Here is a 16,227-nt window from a genome sequence, read left to right on the forward strand (position 1 = left end):
GACCGGCTCCGGCGCGGTGACGCCGCCCGTCCGTCGTGTTCGCCTCCATGGCCGTCCCGCAGCGGGAGCCGCCCTAGCGGTGGATCGGCATCGTCGCGCCGGTGAGCGGGACGCCGGTGCCCCCGCGGCGGCGGGCGACGATCTCGGCGGCGATGGACAGCGCGGTCTCCTCGGGGGTGCGGGCGCCCAGGTCGAGGCCGATCGGCGACCTGAGCCGGGCCAGGGCCTTCTCCTCCACCCCTTCTTCGCGCAGGCGTTCCAGCCGCTCCCCGTGGGTGCGGCGGGAGCCCATCGCGCCGACGTAGGCGACGTCCAGGTCCAGCGCCGCCTTCAGCAGCGGAATGTCGAACTTGGGGTCGTGGGTAAGGACGCACAGGACGGTGCGGGCGTCCACGGCGGTCTTCTCCAGGTAGCGGTGGGGCCACTCGACGACCACCTCGTCCGCCTCCGGGAAGCGGCGCTCCGTCGCGAAGACCGGGCGCGCGTCGCAGACGGTGACGTGGAAGCCGAGGAACCGGCCGGCCCGCACCAGGGCGGCCGCGAAGTCCACCGCGCCGAAGACGATCATGCGGGGCGGCGGCGCCGACGTCTCCACCAGCAACGAGAGCGGTGCTCCGCAACGCGAGCCCTGCTCGTCGATCTCCAAGGGGCCCGTGCGCCCGGCGTCCAGCAGCGCCGCCGCCTCGGCGGCGACGGTCCGGTCCAGTTGGGGGTCGCGGCCGAAGCCTCCGGACACCGCCCCGTCGGCCCCCACCAGCAGCGCCCGTCCCAGCAGGTCGGCGGGGCCGTCGACGATCCGCGCCACCGCGAGCGGTTCCCGCCGCGCCGCCGCGGCGAGGGCGGCGGCGTACGGCTCGCGCACCGGGTCTCCGGCCCGCACCGGCACGACCAGCACCTCGACGGTCCCGCCGCAGGTGAGTCCGACCGCGAAGCCCTCGGCGTCGGCGTAGCCGAACCGTTCGCGGACCGGCCGGCCGTCGTCGAGCGCCCGCATGCACAGGTCGTGGACCGCGCCCTCGACGCAGCCGCCGGAGACCGATCCGAGGGCCTCGCCGTCGGCGTCGACGGCGAGCGCGGCCCCGGGCAGCCGGGGGGCGCTGCCGCCGACGGCGACCACGGTGGCCACGGCGAAGTCACGGCCTTCCAGGACCCACCCGTGCAGCTCCTGTGCGATGTCCAGCATGGCCGCGCTCCTTTCCGCCCGGACCAGTCCTACACGCCCCCGGGGGTCCTCCACCACCCACGGGTCCCGCACACCCGCAGGCCGGCACACCCGCAGGGGACCCGCACAGCCGCAGGCCGGCACGCCCACGGGGGTCCCGCACACCCGCAGGGGTCCCGCACACCCGCAGGTCCTACCCGTCCACGCGATCCCCGGCCGGCAGGTCCTCCTCCGGCAGGGCCGCGTCCATGAGGTGTTCGGGCCGCACCGGCGTCCGGCGCAGGTCCAGGCCGGTCGCCGCCCGGACCGCGGCGAGGACGGCGGGTGTCGAGGAGAGCGTGGGCGCCTCCCCGACCCCGCGCAGCCCGTACGGCGCGTTCTCGTCGGCGAGCTCCAGCACCTCCACCGGCATGGGCGGGGTGTCGAGGATGGTGGGGATGAGGTAGTCGGTGAAGGAGGGGTTGCGGACCAGCCCGGTGGTCCGGTCCACGACGATCTCCTCCATGAGCGCCACCCCGAGCCCCTGGGTGCTGCCGCCCTGGATCTGGCCGACCACCGCGAGCGGGTTCACCGCCTTGCCCACGTCCTGGGCGCAGGCCAGCTCCACCACCTTCACCAGGCCCAGTTCGACGTCGACGTCGACCACCGCCCGGTGCGCGGCGAAGGAGTACTGGACGTGGCCGTCGCCCTGCCCGGTGCGGCGGTCGAACGGCTCGGTCGGCCGGTGGCGCCACTCGGTCTCCACCTCGACCGCCTCGTCGCCGAGGATCTCCGCCAGCCCGGCCAGCACCACGCCGTCGCCGGCGACCACCTTGCCGCCCTCGAGCCGCAGCTCCCGCGACGCCCAGCCGGGGTCGGCGGCCCCGAACCTGGCGCGTCCGAGCTCCAGCACGCGTTCGCGCACCAGCTCGCAGGCCCGCTTGACGGCGCCGCCGGTGACGTAGGTCTGCCGGGACGCGGAGGTCGAACCGGCGCTGCCCACGCGGGTGTCGGCGGGCTGGATGGTGACCTGGCCGACGCCCAGCTCGGTGCGGGCGATCTGGGCGTGCACGGTGACGCCGCCCTGGCCGACCTCCGCCATGGCGGTGTGCACCGAGGCGACGGCCTCCCCTCCGGCGACCTCCAGCCGCACCCGGGCGGTGGAGTAGTCGTCGAACCCCTCGGAGAAGCCCACGTTCTTGATGCCCACCGCGTACCCGACCCCGCGCACCACCCCTTCGCCGTGGCTGGTGTTGGACAGGCCGCCGGGCAGCGCCCGCACGTCGACCCGGCCGTCGCCGGTCTCCCACGCCCTCTCCTGCGGCAGCGGCAACTCCTTGACGCGGCGCAGCAGTTCGGCGACCGGCGCGGGAGCGTCGACGACCTGCCCGGTGGGCAGCACCGAGCCCTGGGACATGGCGTTGCGCTGCCGGAACTCGACCCGGTCCATGCCGACGGCGTCGGCCAGCCGGTCCATCTGGGCCTCGTAGGCGAAGCAGGCCTGGACGGCGCCGAAGCCGCGCATCGCGCCGCAGGGCGGGTTGTTGGTGTAGAGGGCGATCGCCTCCACCTCCACCGCGTCCACCTCGTACGGTCCCACGCCGAGCGAGGCGGCGTTGCCGACCACGGCCGGGGAGGACGAGGCGTAGGCGCCGCCGTCGAGGACGATCCGGGCGCGGACGTGGGTGAGCCGGCCGTCCTTGGTGGCGCCGTGCTCGTAGACCAGCTTCGCGGGGTGGCGGTGGACGTGGCCGAAGAAGGACTCGAAGCGGTTGAAGACCATCTTCACCGGCCGCCCCGTGCGCAGGGCCAGCAGGCAGGCGTGGATCTGCATGGAGAGGTCCTCGCGCCCGCCGAACGCCCCCCCGACGCCGGCCAGGGTCATCCGCACCTTGTCCTCGGGCAGGCCGAGGACGGGGGCGATCTGCCGCAGGTCGGCGTGGAGCCACTGGGTGGCGACGTAGAGATCGACGCCGCCGTCCTCGGCGGGGACGGCCAGGCCCGACTCGGGGCCGAGGAAGGCCTGGTCCTGCATCCCGAACTCGTACTCGCCGCGCACCACGTGGTCGGCGCGGGCGGCGGCCTCCTCGACGTCGCCGCGGACGATGGGCTGGCGGTGCACGACGTTGGGGTGGGGGACGTGCGGCGCGTGGTGGTCGGCGCGGTTCTCGTGGAGCACCGGCGCGTCGGGCGCGGTGGCGCTCTCCTCGTCGGTGACGACGGGCAGTTGGCGGTACTCGACCTTGATCTTCTCGGCGGCGCGCCGGGCGATCTCCGGATGGTCGGCGGCGACGGCGGCGATCGGCTCGCCGTGGTGGCGGATCCGGCGGTGGGCGAGGACGGGGGTGTCCTGGATCTCCAGCCCGTAGTGCCGCACCTCGGTGGGCAGGTCGTCGTAGGTGAGGACGGCGTGCACGCCCGGGGTGGCCAGCGCCTCGGACACGTCGACGGAGAGGATCTCGGCGTGGGCGGTGGCGGAGCGCAGCAGGTGGCCCCAGAGCATGTGTTCGTGCCACAGGTCGGAGGAGTAGGCGAACTCCCCGGTGACCTTGAGGATGCCGTCGGGGCGCAGCACCGACTCCCCGACGCCGCCGGCGTTCCCGGCGCGCTGGGCGAACCGGGTGGGCAGGCCGGAGGTCCCGGTGCGGGGCGTCAGGTCGGAGCGGACGCCGGGGACGACGGGCGTGGCGGGCCGCGCGGCGGGGTCGGTCATGCCCGGTCTCCTTCCGGCTCGGCGGAGCGCCGGGCGGCGGCCAGGCGGACCGCGTCCATGATCTTCTCGTATCCGGTGCAGCGGCACAGGTTGCCGGAGAGCGCCTCGCGGATGTCGGCGTCGGACGGCGTGGGCTCCCGGTCCAGCAGTTCGTCGGCGGCGACCAGCAGGCCGGGGGTGCAGAACCCGCACTGGACGGCTCCCGCGTCGACGAACGCCCGCTGCACGGTGGACAGTTCGCCTTCCGCGGCGAGTCCTTCCACGGTGACCACCTCGCGCCCCTCGGCCTGGCCTGCGGCGACCAGGCAGGCGCAGACCGGCACGCCGTCCAGGCGCACCGTGCAGGAGCCGCACTCGCCCTGTTCGCAGGCGTTCTTGGAGCCGGGCAGCCCGAGCCGCTCGCGCAGTACGAACAGGAGCGACTCGCCCTCCCAGACGTCGTCGGCCTCCCGGGCACGGCCGTTGACCGTCAGCCGGACGCGCATCATGCGGCTCCTTCCGTGGCGCGGGCGCTCCCGCGGTACTCCTGCCAGGTCCAGCCCAGGGTGCGGCGGGCCAGTACGCCCACCGCGCGGCGGCGGTAGGCGGCGGTGCCGCGGACGTCGTCGATCGGGGAGCAGGCGGCGGCGCACAGGTCGGCGAAGTGCCGCGCGGCCGCGGGGGCGGGGGCGCGGCCGGTGTCCCAGCAGCGCTCCTCCTCCAGCACCCCTTCCAGGAAGGCCTCGGCCTCCCGGGCGCGGACCGGGGTGGGGGCGGCGGAGCCGATGCCGGTGCGGACCGTGCGGCTCTCCGGGTGCAGGGCGACGGCGAAGGCGCACACCGCGATCACCATGGCGTTGCGGGTGCCCACCTTGGCGAACTGCTGCGGCCCGTCGGCACGCCGGATCCGCACCGCGCGGATCAGCTCGTCGGGCGCCAGGGCGTTGCGCTTGGGCCCGAGGTAGAAGTCGTCGACGGGGACCAGGCGGGTGCCGCGCGTGGAGACCGCCTCGACCTCCGCCCCGGCCGCGAGGAGCGCGGGGTGGGCGTCGCCGGCCGGGGAGGCGGTGCCGAGGTTGCCGCCGACGCCGCCGCGGTTGCGGATCTGCGGGGAGGCGACGGTGTGCGCGGCCAGGGCGAGGCCGGGCAGTTCGGGCCGCAGCCCTTCCATGATCCGGGTGTAGGGCACGGAGGCGCCCAGCCGCACGACGGGGCCGTCGGTCTGCCACTCCTGGAGCTCGGCGATCCGGCCGAGGTCGAGCAGCCGTTCCGGACGGCGGTGGCCGAAGTTGAGCTCGACCATCACATCGGTGCCGCCGGCGAGGGGCACCGCGTCGGGGTGCTCGGCCTTCGCCGCCAGCGCCTCCTCCCAGCTGGCCGGTCGTAGGAATTCCATGCCTGGGGCCGCTCCTCCCGGACTGCGGTGCACGTGCCGCGTCCGGTGGGCCCGGGACGCGTGAAAGAGGTGGTCCGATACGTGTAGACGCTCGGTGCGCCCAGTACACCGCTCCGTCACCCGCCCGGGTCAGTCGCCGAAAACACGAAGGAATTCGTTGGCCAGGACGTCCATCTTGTAGATTCGTATGAAAGAGGCAGGCGTGACATCTGGGTGTTTCCATCCGGAAACACCGCCACCTCGTTCCCCGAAGATCTCGAGACTCGAACGGCGGCGACTGGAATGCGGCTCCGCGCACTGCTGGACACCCCCGGGCTCGGCCTGCGGCTGCTCGGCGGCGAGGACGAGCTGGACCGCGCCGTGCGCGGCGTGATGACCACCGACCTGAAGGACCCCAGCCGGTACATCAGCGGTGGTGAGCTGGTGCTGACCAGCCTGCTCTGGCGCCACGGGCCGGCCGACTCGGAGCGTTTCGTGCGCATCCTCGCCGAGGCCGGCGTGGCCGCCCTGGCGGCCGGTGAGGCGGAGCTCGCGGGCATCCCCGACGACCTGGTCGAGGCCTGTGCCAAGCACCGGCTGCCGCTGTTCGCGGTGGACGTGTCCGTCGCGTTCGCGAGCATCACCGAGCACGTGGTGCGGCAGGTGTCGGGCGAGCGGGCCGGGGACCTGGCCGCGGTGGTCGACCGGCACCGCCGGATGATGGCGGGCGGCACCGCGGGCGGCGGCCCGGACGTGGTCCTGGAGCTGCTGGGCTCGGACCTGGACCTGCGCGCCTGGGTGCTCTCCCCCGCCGGCCGCTTGGTCGCCGGGCCCAAGGGCGCGGGCTCCGAGCTCTCCCCCGAGGTGCGGGCCCGTCTCGCCGCGGAACACCTGGCCGCCCAGCGCGCGGGCCGCCGGGCGCCGTTCCGGGTGACGGCCGGCGGGACGACGTACTCGCTCTTCCCGGTCCGCCCCGCCGCCCGGCCGGAGCGCCCCGGACGGCCGCCGCGCGAGCGGCGGGAGACCGCCCCGGCGGGCCCGGTCCTGTCCGACTGGCTGCTCGCCGTCCAGGCGGACGCCGCCGAGTGGCCGGAGGCGAGACTGGACCTGGTGCACGGGGTGACCCAGCTGGTGGCGGTGGAGCGCGAGCGCCGGGACGCCGCCCGGACCGTGCGCCGGCGGCTGGCTCAGGAGCTGCTGGAGCTGGTGCAGGCGGGCGCCGCGCCCGGCGAGATCGCCGCCCGGCTGCGGATCGCCGCCCCGGTGCTGCTGCCGGGCGTGGACGCCGCCCCGGACTGGCAGGTGGTGGTGGCCCGCGTGGAGTGGCAGGGCGCCGAGGACCGTGCCGCGGGCGGACGGGCCGCGCAGGCGCTGCTGGAGGAGCTGCTCGTCGACCCGACGGTGTCCGGCCCCGACCCCTCGGACCGGCTGGCGGTGGCGGTCTCCGGCGAGGAGGCCGTCGCCCTGGTGCCGCTTCCCCCGGCCGGGGAGGACGACACCGCCGGGCCGGCCGGCGAGGGCGACGCGGCGCCGCGGCCGGAGGGCCTGTCGGCCGAGTCGCTGCTCGCCGCCGTGCGGGAGCCGCTGGCCGCCGGCCTCGGCGACGAGGGCCGGGTCACGCTGGGCGTCAGCGCCGCCGTGCACTCGGCGGACGGGCTCCGCGGCGCGCTGGAGGAGGCCCGGCACGCCCGCCGGGTGGCCGCGGCCCGTCCCGGCGCGGTCTGCGTGGCCGGCCACCAGGAGCTGGCCTCGCACGTGCTGCTGCTGCCGTTCGTCCCGGACGACGTGCGCCGCGCCTTCACCGCCCGGCTGCTGGACCCGCTGCGCGACTACGACGGCCGCCACCGCGCCGAGCTGATCCCGACCCTGGAGGCCTTCCTGGAGGCCGACGGTTCCTGGACGCGGTGCGCCGCGCGGCTCCACCTGCACGTCAACACCCTGCGCTACCGGGTGGGCCGCATCGAACAACTGACGGGCCGTGACCTTTCGCGGCTCGAGGACAAGCTCGATTTCTTCCTCGCGCTGCGGATGAGCTGACCCTGGCGCGCCTCCGCCGGGGGCGTACGCCGCCCGGCCACTTTGTGAAATGTTTCACCCGACCTCTTGGCCGGAACATCTGAATCGTGCTGAGATTCCGCCACCACCACATCCGGCTCGATGACGGCGTGCTCGGGGAGGGCAACGTGGCGTACTCCGCCATGTCCGGTTCCGCAACGGCCAGCGCAACGACCGCAGGCGAGGAGTCCGTCCGGAGCGCCGTGTGGCGTCTGAGGTCCCGGGGGTGCTGGACCGACGCCGCCGCCCTGCTTCCCCACGACACACCCGAGGACGCCCTGCAGCGGGCGGCACTGCTGGCGGAGCGCTGCCTCTACACCGAGCAGGGCTGGGACGACGCCGAGGACGCCCTGCGCACGGCGGAGGCCGCGGCCGGCACCGGCGAGGAGCGCGGCGCGGCCGCCTGCGAGCGGGGCTACCTCGCCTACGCGGCCACCCTGCACGGGGTGCGCGACCGGGCGGACGAGGCACGGTCCGCGCTCGGCCGGGCGGCGGCGCTGATCCCGCCCGGGACGCCGCGGCGGGCCCTGCTGGACTTCCGGCGCGGCCTGGTCGCCCAGAACCTCGCCCACGCCCCGCAGGCCGCCCGGGCCGCCTACCGCAGGGCGCACGCCGGGGCCACCGCCCACCCGGACCCGCTGCTGCTGTCCTGCACCTGGCGGCACCTGGCCGCGCTGGCGCTGAGCGAGGGGGACGTCGCCGAGGCGCGGCACGGCTTCGCCGAGTCCCTGCGGCTGCGGGAGGAGATCGGCTACCTGGTGGGGACGGCGCCCGCGCTGGTCTCCCTCGCCCAGACGGAGACGGCGCCCAAGGCCCGCCGCCTGCGCGCCGAGGCCCGCCGTCTGCACCGGCTGCTGGGCGGGGTCCCGACCTGGCTGGCCCCCCATCTGGAGGCGGACGGCACCGCCCCCGCCGAGGAGCCGGCCGCGACCGACGGCGCGGCCTGAGCGGCAGACGGCGCGGCCTGGGGGGCGGGCGACGCGGCCTGGGCGGCGGGCGGCGCGGCCTGAGCGGCAGGCGACGCGGCCTGGGCGGCAGGCGACGCTGCCTGAGCGGCGGGCGGCGCGACCGGAGCGGCGGGCGGCGCGACCGGAGCGGCAGGCGCGGTCGGACCGCCGGGGCAGTGGCGGGACGGACAGGCGCGGTCGGACCGCCGAGGCGTGGCGGGACCGGCGGCTACAGGTCGTCCGCGCCCACGAAGTGCTCCCGCACCAGCCGCCGCACGACGTCCAGGTCCCGCGCCGCCAGGGCGTCCAGCAGCGCGCCGTGCTCCGCGGCGTCGGCGACCAGGTCGCCCTGGCCGCGCGCCGGGGAGCCGTCGCGGGACGGCGGCCACTGGGAGCGGCGGTGCAGGTCGTCCGCGATCCGCACCAGTTCGGCGTTGCCGGCGAGGGCGAGCAGGGCGCGGTGGAAGGCGCGGTCGGCCTCCGCGTAGGTCGCCGGGCAGCCGGCCGACGCGGCCAGCATCGTCCGCTCGGCCAGCGGCCGCAGTTCGTCCCACCGTTCGGCCGGGACCGTGCGGGCCAGCCGCAGCACCACCGGCACCTCGAGCAGGGCCCGCACCTCGGCCAGTTCCGCGAGTTCCCGCGCGCCGCGCTCGGCCACCCGGAACCCGCGGTTGGGAACCACCTCGACGGCCCCCTCCGTCACGAGCCGCTGCATCGCCTCGCGCACCGGCGTCGCCGACACACCGAGCCGCTCGCCCAGCACCGGGGCGGAGTACACCTCGCCGGGTGCGAGCTCCCCGGAGAGCAGCGCGGCCCGCAGCGCCCGGAGGACCTGCTCGCGCACCGAGGCGTGCCGGACCACGGGCCGCCGGTGCGCCTCCCGCTGCCCGGGCAGCGGCGGTCCGCCGGGCCGGTCCGCCCCGCCGTGGGTGTGTTCCCCGCGCGCGACGGCGCCCTCCGCGGCGCGCTCCTCCGCGGCGTCACGCCACGGCCGCGCCGCGTCGTCCGCCCGCGCGCGCGGACGTGCCTGCTCCACGGGGACCTCCTGTACGTGGCGTGGTGTCGGTTTCCGGTGCCTTTCCGGGCTCCCAGAACGATAGGTGCAGCACGCCGGTGTTCCCAGCCCCGATCTCTATGAGTAAGGTAAGGCTTACCTGCCATCGCATCCACGCTCACGGGAACGGGAGTCCGTCGTGCCCTCTGCCACCTCGGCCTTTCAGGACGCGTACGACCGCCTCGCCGAGGTGGTCCCCAGCCTGACCGTGACGGAAGTCGCGCCCGGCGACCCGCTGCCCTCCGAGCTCCCCGACGCCGAACCCGGCTGGGCCCTGTCCGCCCGGTTCACCGAGGACGGCCCCGTGGTCGCGGAGCTGCTCTCGAGGGACGGGGCGCGGATCGAGGAGTACTACGGCCGGCCGCCGCGCCCCGACGTGGGCGCCACCCTGGCCCTGCACCGGTACGCCTGGCCGGTCTGCGCCCTGTTCACCGTCCCCGCCTTCCTGACCCGCCGGGTGCCGCGGCTCACCGTGGACGACGTGGCGGTGAACCTGGCGGCGGGCCGGATCGCGGTGCGTCCGCGCAGCTTCGCCTGTCTGCCGGGCGACCCGGCGGCCTCGCTGCCCGGTGCCGTGGTCGTGCCCGACGAGGACGCGCTGCGGGCCGAGGTGCGGGCGGCCGCCGCCGAGCACCTGGGGCCGGTCCTGGGCGTCTTCGGCCCGCGCATGCGCCGCCGCGGCCGTGCCCTGTGGGGCATGGTGACCGACGAGCTGGTCGAGGGCCTGTGGTACGTGGGCAACCTGCTGGGCGAGGAGCGGCGGGCCATCGAGGAGCTGGGCCGGATGCTGCCCGGCGCGACCCTTCCGCTGCCCGGCGCGGCGAGCTTCCGCGAGCTGCCCGGCCCCGGCGGCGAGCCGCTGACCACCCGTGACCGGGTCTCCTGCTGCCTGGCCTACACCCTGGCCGAGAACAGCACCTGCGTCACCTGCCCGCGCACCTGCGACACCGACCGCATCGCCAAGCTGACGGCGGTCCAGGCCGCCTGACATCCGACCTGACATCTGATCGGATGTGCGCCCGGCCGCCCGTCAGCCGGGCCTCCGCCGCGTCACCCCGGCGAGTACATCTCGTTCGAACACAACTCCCGCTGTTTGCACGGTAGTTCGACCTCGGGGCGGCCAACCCGCCCCCCACCACCACTCCCTCGGTTCCTCTTGACCCGAAACCCCCTTACGGGTCACGTCGGTTGGGCCAACATGGCCGGCAGTTACGCCCTCCCACGCAAGCCCGACGCAAGGGACACCGATGAGATTGACCGACGTTTCGCTGGATTGGCTGCTTCCGGGCGCCGTGCTCCTCCTCGGCGTGCTGGCGGCGGTGGCGGTGCTCGCGCGCGGCCGGAAGGCGTCGACGGCGGGCTCGGCCTCCTCGGACGACTCCTGGGAGCGCAGCGAGGAACGACGGCGACGCAAGGAGGCGGTCTACGGGACGGCGTCGTACGTCCTGCTGTTCTGCTGCGCCGCGGTGGCCGCGGCGCTCTCCTTCCACGGCCTGGTCGGCTTCGGCCGCCAGAACCTGGGCCTGTCCGGCGGCTGGGAGTACCTGGTGCCGTTCGGCCTGGACGGGGCGGCGATGTTCTGCTCGGTGCTGGCGGTGCGCGAGGCCAGCCACGGCGACGCGGCCCTGGGGTCGCGGATGCTGGTGTGGCTGTTCGCCGGCGCGGCGGCCTGGTTCAACTGGGTGCATGCCCCGCGCGGCCTGGGGCACGACGGGGCGCCGCACTTCTTCGCGGGCATGTCGTTGTCCGCGGCCATCCTCTTCGACCGCGCGCTCAAGCAGACCCGCCGCGCCGCGCTGCGCGAACAGGGCCTGATCCCCCGGCCGTTGCCGCAGATCCGGGCGGTGCGCTGGCTCCGGGCGCCGCGCGAGACCTACCGCGCCTGGTCGCTGATGCTGCTGGAGGGCGTGCGGAGCCTGGACGAGGCGGTGGAGGAGGTCCGCGAGGACAAGCGCGTGCGCGAGGAGACACGGCGGCGGCGGCGCGAGCAGAAGCGGGTGGAGCGGGCTCACCTGAAGGCGGTCAGCCGCGGCCGCGCTCCCGCCGCCCTGCCGGAGCGGACCCCGCAGGTGGAGCTGGAACGCGCCGACGGCGCCGGCCCGGCAGCAACCGCCTCGGAGCCCGAACAACTGCCCCTGCGCAGCCGCCCGTCCCTCCCCGCCCCGGAGGAGGACACCATGGCGCTGCGGCAGTTGGACACCCTGGAGCGCAAACTGAAGGACCTGGAGCAGCAGTTCGGGTGATCTGCACCTCCGGACCTCCGTTCATCCGGGCCGCGGGCCACGCGGGTGCCGAGGTCCCGGTGTCGTCCCGGGCCCCGGCGGCCCGCGGCGGCCCGGTACCGGTGCCGTCACCGGGCCCCGGCACCGTAGGTCAGCTCGAACCACACCGACTTGCCCAGTGCGTGCCCCCGGACCCCCCACGCGTCGGCGAGGGTGGCGACCAGGAGCAGGCCTCTGCCGCCCGTGGCGTCGTCGTCGGCCACCCGGTCACCGGAGAGACACGAGGGCCGGTGGCGGACGAAGTCCCGCACCTCCACCCGTAGTCGACGCCCGGTGACGGTCACCTTCAGCACCGCGCCCCGGCCGGTGTGCACCAGCGCGTTGGTGACCAGCTCGGTGGTGAGCAGCTCCGCCGTCTCCAGCACCTCGCCGTCCAGCGGCCGACCCGGCACCTCGCACCGCATCAGTTCCCGTAAAGCCCGCCGGGCCCGTGGCACCGCGCCCAGGTCGGCGCGGCGCAGGCGCTGCCTGAGCCGGGGCCGCCGTATGCGGAGCCGTGGCCGGGGCCGGGCGCCCGGTGCGGGGCGGGTGGCCCGTTCGTCCGGTCGCGCTCCCGCCGGTCCGGTGGACGGCTCCGCCGCGTCGGCGACGGCGGAGACGCCCGCCTCTCCTGCCTGCCTCTTCATGACCCCCCGTTCGGCGCTTCGTCGCGCCCGTCCTCGAACACGCTCACGGGATGCATGCCCGCGTCCGGAACGCGGCACTCATCCCGTTCCGGCGCGGGACCGGGCAGCGACCGGGAAATGTCAGGGACGCGGCACGTTGCGGAGGTTGGAGCGCGCCATCTGGAGCATCCGTCCCACTCCGCCGTCCAGCACCACCTTGGACGCCGAGAGCGCGAAGCCGGTGACCATGTCCTTCTTGATCTTCGGCGGGATGGAGAGCGCGTTGGGGTCGGTCACCACGTCGACCAGGGCGGGGCCCTTGTGCCGGAAGGCGGCCTTGAGCGCGCCCGGCAGATCCTTGGGCTTCTCCACCCGCACGCCGAAGGCCCCGCACGCCTCGGCGACGGCGGCGAAGTCGGGGTTGGTGTTGGCGGTGCCGTGCGAGGGAAGTCCACCGACCAGCATCTCCAACTCCACCATTCCTAGAGAGGAGTTGTTGAAGAGCACGACCTTCACCGGCAGGTCGTGCTGCACCAGGGTGAGGAACTCGCCCATCAGCATGGCGAATCCGCCGTCGCCGGACATCGAGACGACCTGCCGCCGGCGGTCGGTGAACTGCGCCCCGATCGCCATCGGCAGCGCGTTGGCCATCGAGCCGTGGGAGAACGAACCGATCACCCGGCGCCGCCCGTTGGGAGTGATGTAGCGGGCCGCCCAGACGTTGCACATGCCGGTGTCGACGGTGAACACGGCGTCGTCGTCCGCGAGTTCGTCGAGGACCGCGGCCACGTACTCGGGGTGGATCGGGACGTGCTTGTCCACCTTGCGGGTGTAGGCCTTCACCACGCCCTCCAGGGCGTCGGCGTGCTTCTTCAGCATCTTGTCGAGGAACCGGCGGTTCTTCTTCGGCTTCACCCGCGGGATCAGGCACCGCAGGGTCTCCTGGACGTCGCCCCACACCGCGAGGTCCAGCCGGGAGCGGCGTCCGAGGTGCTCGGGGCGCACGTCGACCTGGGCGATCTGCACGTCGTCGGGAAGGAAGGCGTTGTACGGGAAGTCGGTGCCGAGCAGGATCAGCAGGTCGCACTCGTGGGTGGCCTCGTAGGCGGCGCCGTAGCCGAGCAGGCCGCTCATGCCGACGTCGTAGGGGTTGTCGTACTGGATCCACTCCTTGCCGCGCAGGGCGTGCCCCACGGGCGACTTGAGCAGCTCGGCGAGCCGCATGACCTCCTCGTGCGAGCCCTTGCACCCCGCGCCGCAGAAGAGGGTGACCTTGTCCGCCTTGTCGATCATCTCGACCAGCGCGTCGAGTTCGGTGTCACCGGGCCGGACCGACGGCCGGCTGGTGACCAGCGCCGTGTCGTACGCGCCCTCCGGAGCGGGCTCGTCGGCGATGTCGCCCGGCAGGGTCACGACGCTGACGCCGCCGCGGCCCACCGCGTGCTGCACGGCGGTGTTCAGCAGCCGCGGCATCTGCGCCGGGCTGGAGATCATCTCGCTGTAGTGGCTGCAGTCGCGGAACAGCCGGTCGGGGTGGGTCTCCTGGAAGAAGCCGAGGCCGATCTCCGAGGAGGGGATGTGGGAGGCGAGCGCCAGCACCGGCGCCATGGAACGGTGGGCGTCGTAGAGGCCGTTGATCAGGTGCAGGTTGCCGGGACCGCAGGAACCGGCGCAGGCGGTGAGCTGCCCGGTGATCTGCGCCTCGGCGCCGGCCGCGAAGGCGGCGGCCTCCTCGTGCCGCACGTGCACCCAGTCGATGCCCTTGTGGCGGCGCACGGCGTCCACGACGGGGTTCAGGCTGTCGCCGACCACCCCGTACATCCGCCGCACCCCGGCGCGGGTGAGGATGTCGACGAACTGTTCGGCGACGTTCTGCTTGGCCATGGGTCGGCGTGCCCCTTCGCTGCGTGCTGACGATCCGTGTCCGGACCGCTCGGGTCCCCCGCCTGGGGACCATCAATCCACGCGGCGCCGGATCACGCCTCCCAGACGGCCACCGCCGTACGGTCGTCGGCGTAACCCTTCACCCTCACCCGCACGTCCGTCAGGAAGTCGGCGACCCCCGGTGGCTCCGGCGCGGACCACCGCCGCCCCAGGTGGGCGAGGAGGGCCGGTTCCCCGGCCAGCGGCTCGGCGAGGCCCGCTCCGCACATCAGCAGCCGGTCACCCGGCCGGGCGACACAGGTCCGGAACCGGAACGGCTCGCGCGGCGGCTCGGGGGCGGGCCGGTAGGGGCTGGGGGGTGTCGCTATGCCGAGGTCCAGGGTCAGCTCCGCGGGCTTGGCGCCGGGTGCGGCGGCCGGTCGGGGTTCGAGGTCCTCCCACGCGCCGTCGCGCAGCCGCAGGAGTCCGCCGTCGCCGACGCCGAAGAACACGCGGGTGCGGCAGTCCGGGTCGGCGGGCAGCAGCAGGCAGCGCAGCGACGCCTCGTCCACGGCGGGGTCCCGGCCCTCCTCGGCGGCGGCCGCGCGCAGCCGGCCGAGGGTACGGTCGGTGAGCCGCTGGAGCCCCGCCCTGAGGTCGGCGCCGCGGCTCTCGCGGATGTCCTCGGCGAGCCGGGCCGCGCTGCGGCCCACGGCCTGCCCGACCCAGCGGCACGCGGCGGCCGCGGCCCGCTGTCCCTCCGGCGTGGCCCGGGCGCCAGTGGCCTGGGCGACCAGCACGAGCGCGCGGTCGCCGACGCCGAACCGGGCGGTGAGCAGCGCGTCCCGCCGTACCTCGCCCCGGTAGCGGGCCGAGTCCCCGCGCACCGAGGCGGCGCGGAGGGTCAGCGCGCCGTACCGTGCGCCGTCCAGCACGGTGTCCGGCACCAGGTCCTCCAGCGCGGCCGGATCCGCCATCGGCAGGGAGGTCGGCTCCGGGTCGTAGCTCGGCGGCTCCTCCCCCACGTAGGTGACGGCTCCGCCGCCCCGGCCGCCGAAGAGGTCCACGGTCTCCCGGTCGGGCGGCGGCGCGGCGTCCTCGTCGCCGTCCCCGGACCGGCCGCCTGCCGTGGTGTCCGCGCCCGCACGGCCGTCCCGGCGGGCGCCCGCGACCCCGGCCTCGAACCACCCGCCCGCACGCCCCTCACCACCCTCGGCACCGGCCCCACCACGTCCACCCCGCGGCACGGCAGCCGTCCCGGCCTCCGCACGGCCGGGCGGCACGGCTCCCCCGCTGCCGTGCGGCACGGCGTCCCCACGGCTGGGCGGCACCGCGTCCCCACCGCCCGACGGCACCGCGTCCCCACGGCCGGGCGGCACCGTGTCCGCACGGCTGGACGGCACCGCGTCCCCACCGCCGGGCGGCTCACCGCCCGCCTCCCGCCCAGGTGCCGGATCCCAGCCGGAGCCCGCGTTCGGTTCGGTGCCCGCCGCCGGCTCGGGCGCCGTGTCCTGCGGGGCGCCGGGCCCCCGCTCGGGGCGCTCGTCCCGTTCGAGGTCCGACGTCCGCTCGAAGCCCGCCTCCCGCCCAGGTCCCAGGTCCCGATCGGACGCCGTGTCGCCCACGGGGCCCGCCCCCCACTCGGCACCCGCTCCCCGCCCGGGCGCCGACTCGCGCTCCGGTGCCGCCTCACGCGTCGCGTCCTCGCGCCCCTGCGGCTCGGTCCCGTCACCGGACCCGGTCCCGTCGCCGCGCCCGGACCCGGCGCGGCCCGGGTCGGACGGCGGGCGCGTGTCCTCCGGCTCCCCGGCCGCGTGCCGCGCGGGCTCGGGGCCCTCGCCGTCGCGGGGCCCCGTGGCCGCGGAGGGCGTGAACCCGCCCCACTCCGCCCCCGCGGGCGGCGCTGACGGCGCCTGCGCCCCCGGTTCCGGGCGCGGCGCGGGAACGCCCGGCCCGTCCGCCGGGTCCTGGCCACCCACCGTTCCGGCCACCGAGGCGAACCGGTCGTCCAGGGAGTCCGGCGCCGCCGCGGGCCCCGTGTCACCGGCGGTGTCGTCGTACAACTGGCCCCACCAGTCGTCCTCGTACGCGGCCTCGTACGCGTCCTCGTACGCGTCTTCGTCCCGGCGGCCGGTGGGCGTCTCCCCCTGTTGGCTCATGCTCCTAATCTTCGACCGCGCCACGCGTCTGAAACCGGCGCCACCGCATCCGTG

12 protein-coding genes are annotated in these 16,227 nt (G+C 75.7%); 4 read left to right on the forward strand and 8 right to left on the reverse strand.

Annotated elements, in window-relative coordinates; genetic code table 11:
• Window positions 1-73: 73 nt before the first annotated feature.
• From ACWD3O_RS15100 to ACWD3O_RS15115, 4 genes are all read right to left on the reverse strand, one after another.
• Window positions 74-1,183: an XdhC family protein gene (locus ACWD3O_RS15100; protein WP_451416138.1), complete on the reverse strand. Its 1,110-nt coding sequence runs from the start codon at window positions 1,181-1,183 to the stop codon at window positions 74-76.
• A gap of 172 nt (window positions 1,184-1,355) precedes the next feature.
• Window positions 1,356-3,854: a xanthine dehydrogenase subunit D gene (pucD, locus tag ACWD3O_RS15105; protein WP_451416139.1), complete on the reverse strand. Its 2,499-nt coding sequence runs from the start codon at window positions 3,852-3,854 to the stop codon at window positions 1,356-1,358.
• On the reverse strand, window positions 3,851-4,339 hold the full coding sequence (locus ACWD3O_RS15110; RefSeq protein ID WP_451413397.1) for a (2Fe-2S)-binding protein: 489 nt from the start codon (window positions 4,337-4,339) through the stop codon (window positions 3,851-3,853). The genes pucD and ACWD3O_RS15110 overlap by 4 nt, the downstream gene beginning before the upstream one ends.
• Window positions 4,339-5,229 (reverse strand): FAD binding domain-containing protein, encoded by an 891-nt coding sequence (locus ACWD3O_RS15115; RefSeq protein WP_451416140.1) that lies wholly within the window; start codon window positions 5,227-5,229, stop codon window positions 4,339-4,341. The genes ACWD3O_RS15110 and ACWD3O_RS15115 overlap by 1 nt, the downstream gene beginning before the upstream one ends.
• Before the next feature lie 282 nt (window positions 5,230-5,511).
• On the opposite strand from ACWD3O_RS15115, the gene ACWD3O_RS15120 reads away from it, so the two are divergent.
• Window positions 5,512-7,245 carry a PucR family transcriptional regulator ligand-binding domain-containing protein gene (locus ACWD3O_RS15120; RefSeq protein ID WP_451413344.1) on the forward strand — a complete coding sequence of 578 codons (1,734 nt, stop codon included), beginning with the start codon at window positions 5,512-5,514 and terminating at the stop codon, window positions 7,243-7,245.
• A 161-nt stretch (window positions 7,246-7,406) separates the two neighbouring features.
• Window positions 7,407-8,210 carry a hypothetical protein gene (locus tag ACWD3O_RS15125; RefSeq protein WP_451416162.1) on the forward strand — a complete coding sequence of 268 codons (804 nt, stop codon included), beginning with the start codon at window positions 7,407-7,409 and terminating at the stop codon, window positions 8,208-8,210.
• Window positions 8,211-8,439: 229 nt separating this feature from the next.
• Here the strand turns inward: ACWD3O_RS15125 and ACWD3O_RS15130 are convergent, their stop codons facing one another.
• Window positions 8,440-9,246 (reverse strand): GntR family transcriptional regulator, encoded by an 807-nt coding sequence (locus ACWD3O_RS15130; protein WP_451416141.1) that lies wholly within the window; start codon window positions 9,244-9,246, stop codon window positions 8,440-8,442.
• A 157-nt stretch (window positions 9,247-9,403) separates the two neighbouring features.
• On the opposite strand from ACWD3O_RS15130, the gene ACWD3O_RS15135 reads away from it, so the two are divergent.
• Both ACWD3O_RS15135 and ACWD3O_RS15140 read left to right on the forward strand, forming a co-directional pair.
• Complete coding sequence (locus tag ACWD3O_RS15135) at window positions 9,404-10,252, forward strand: (2Fe-2S)-binding protein (RefSeq protein ID WP_451413342.1); 849 nt, start codon at window positions 9,404-9,406, stop codon at window positions 10,250-10,252.
• 259 nt (window positions 10,253-10,511) lie between these two features.
• Complete coding sequence (locus tag ACWD3O_RS15140) at window positions 10,512-11,507, forward strand: DUF2637 domain-containing protein (protein ID WP_451416142.1); 996 nt, start codon at window positions 10,512-10,514, stop codon at window positions 11,505-11,507.
• 107 nt (window positions 11,508-11,614) lie between these two features.
• Here ACWD3O_RS15140 and ACWD3O_RS15145 read toward each other — a convergent pair whose 3' ends face one another.
• The 3 genes from ACWD3O_RS15145 to ACWD3O_RS15155 form a co-directional block, all read right to left on the reverse strand.
• Complete coding sequence (locus ACWD3O_RS15145; RefSeq protein ID WP_451416143.1) at window positions 11,615-12,172, reverse strand: ATP-binding protein; 558 nt, start codon at window positions 12,170-12,172, stop codon at window positions 11,615-11,617.
• Window positions 12,173-12,292: 120 nt separating this feature from the next.
• Window positions 12,293-14,035: a pyruvate dehydrogenase gene (locus ACWD3O_RS15150; protein ID WP_451416144.1), complete on the reverse strand. Its 1,743-nt coding sequence runs from the start codon at window positions 14,033-14,035 to the stop codon at window positions 12,293-12,295.
• Between the two features lie 92 nt (window positions 14,036-14,127).
• The gene (locus ACWD3O_RS15155) at window positions 14,128-16,173 is read right to left on the reverse strand and encodes a protein phosphatase 2C domain-containing protein (protein ID WP_451416145.1); all 2,046 of its coding nucleotides are present in this window, start codon (window positions 16,171-16,173) and stop codon (window positions 14,128-14,130) included.
• Window positions 16,174-16,227: the final 54 nt, after the last annotated feature.

The sequence above is a fragment of the Streptomyces sp. NPDC002640 genome (assembly GCF_053592575.1).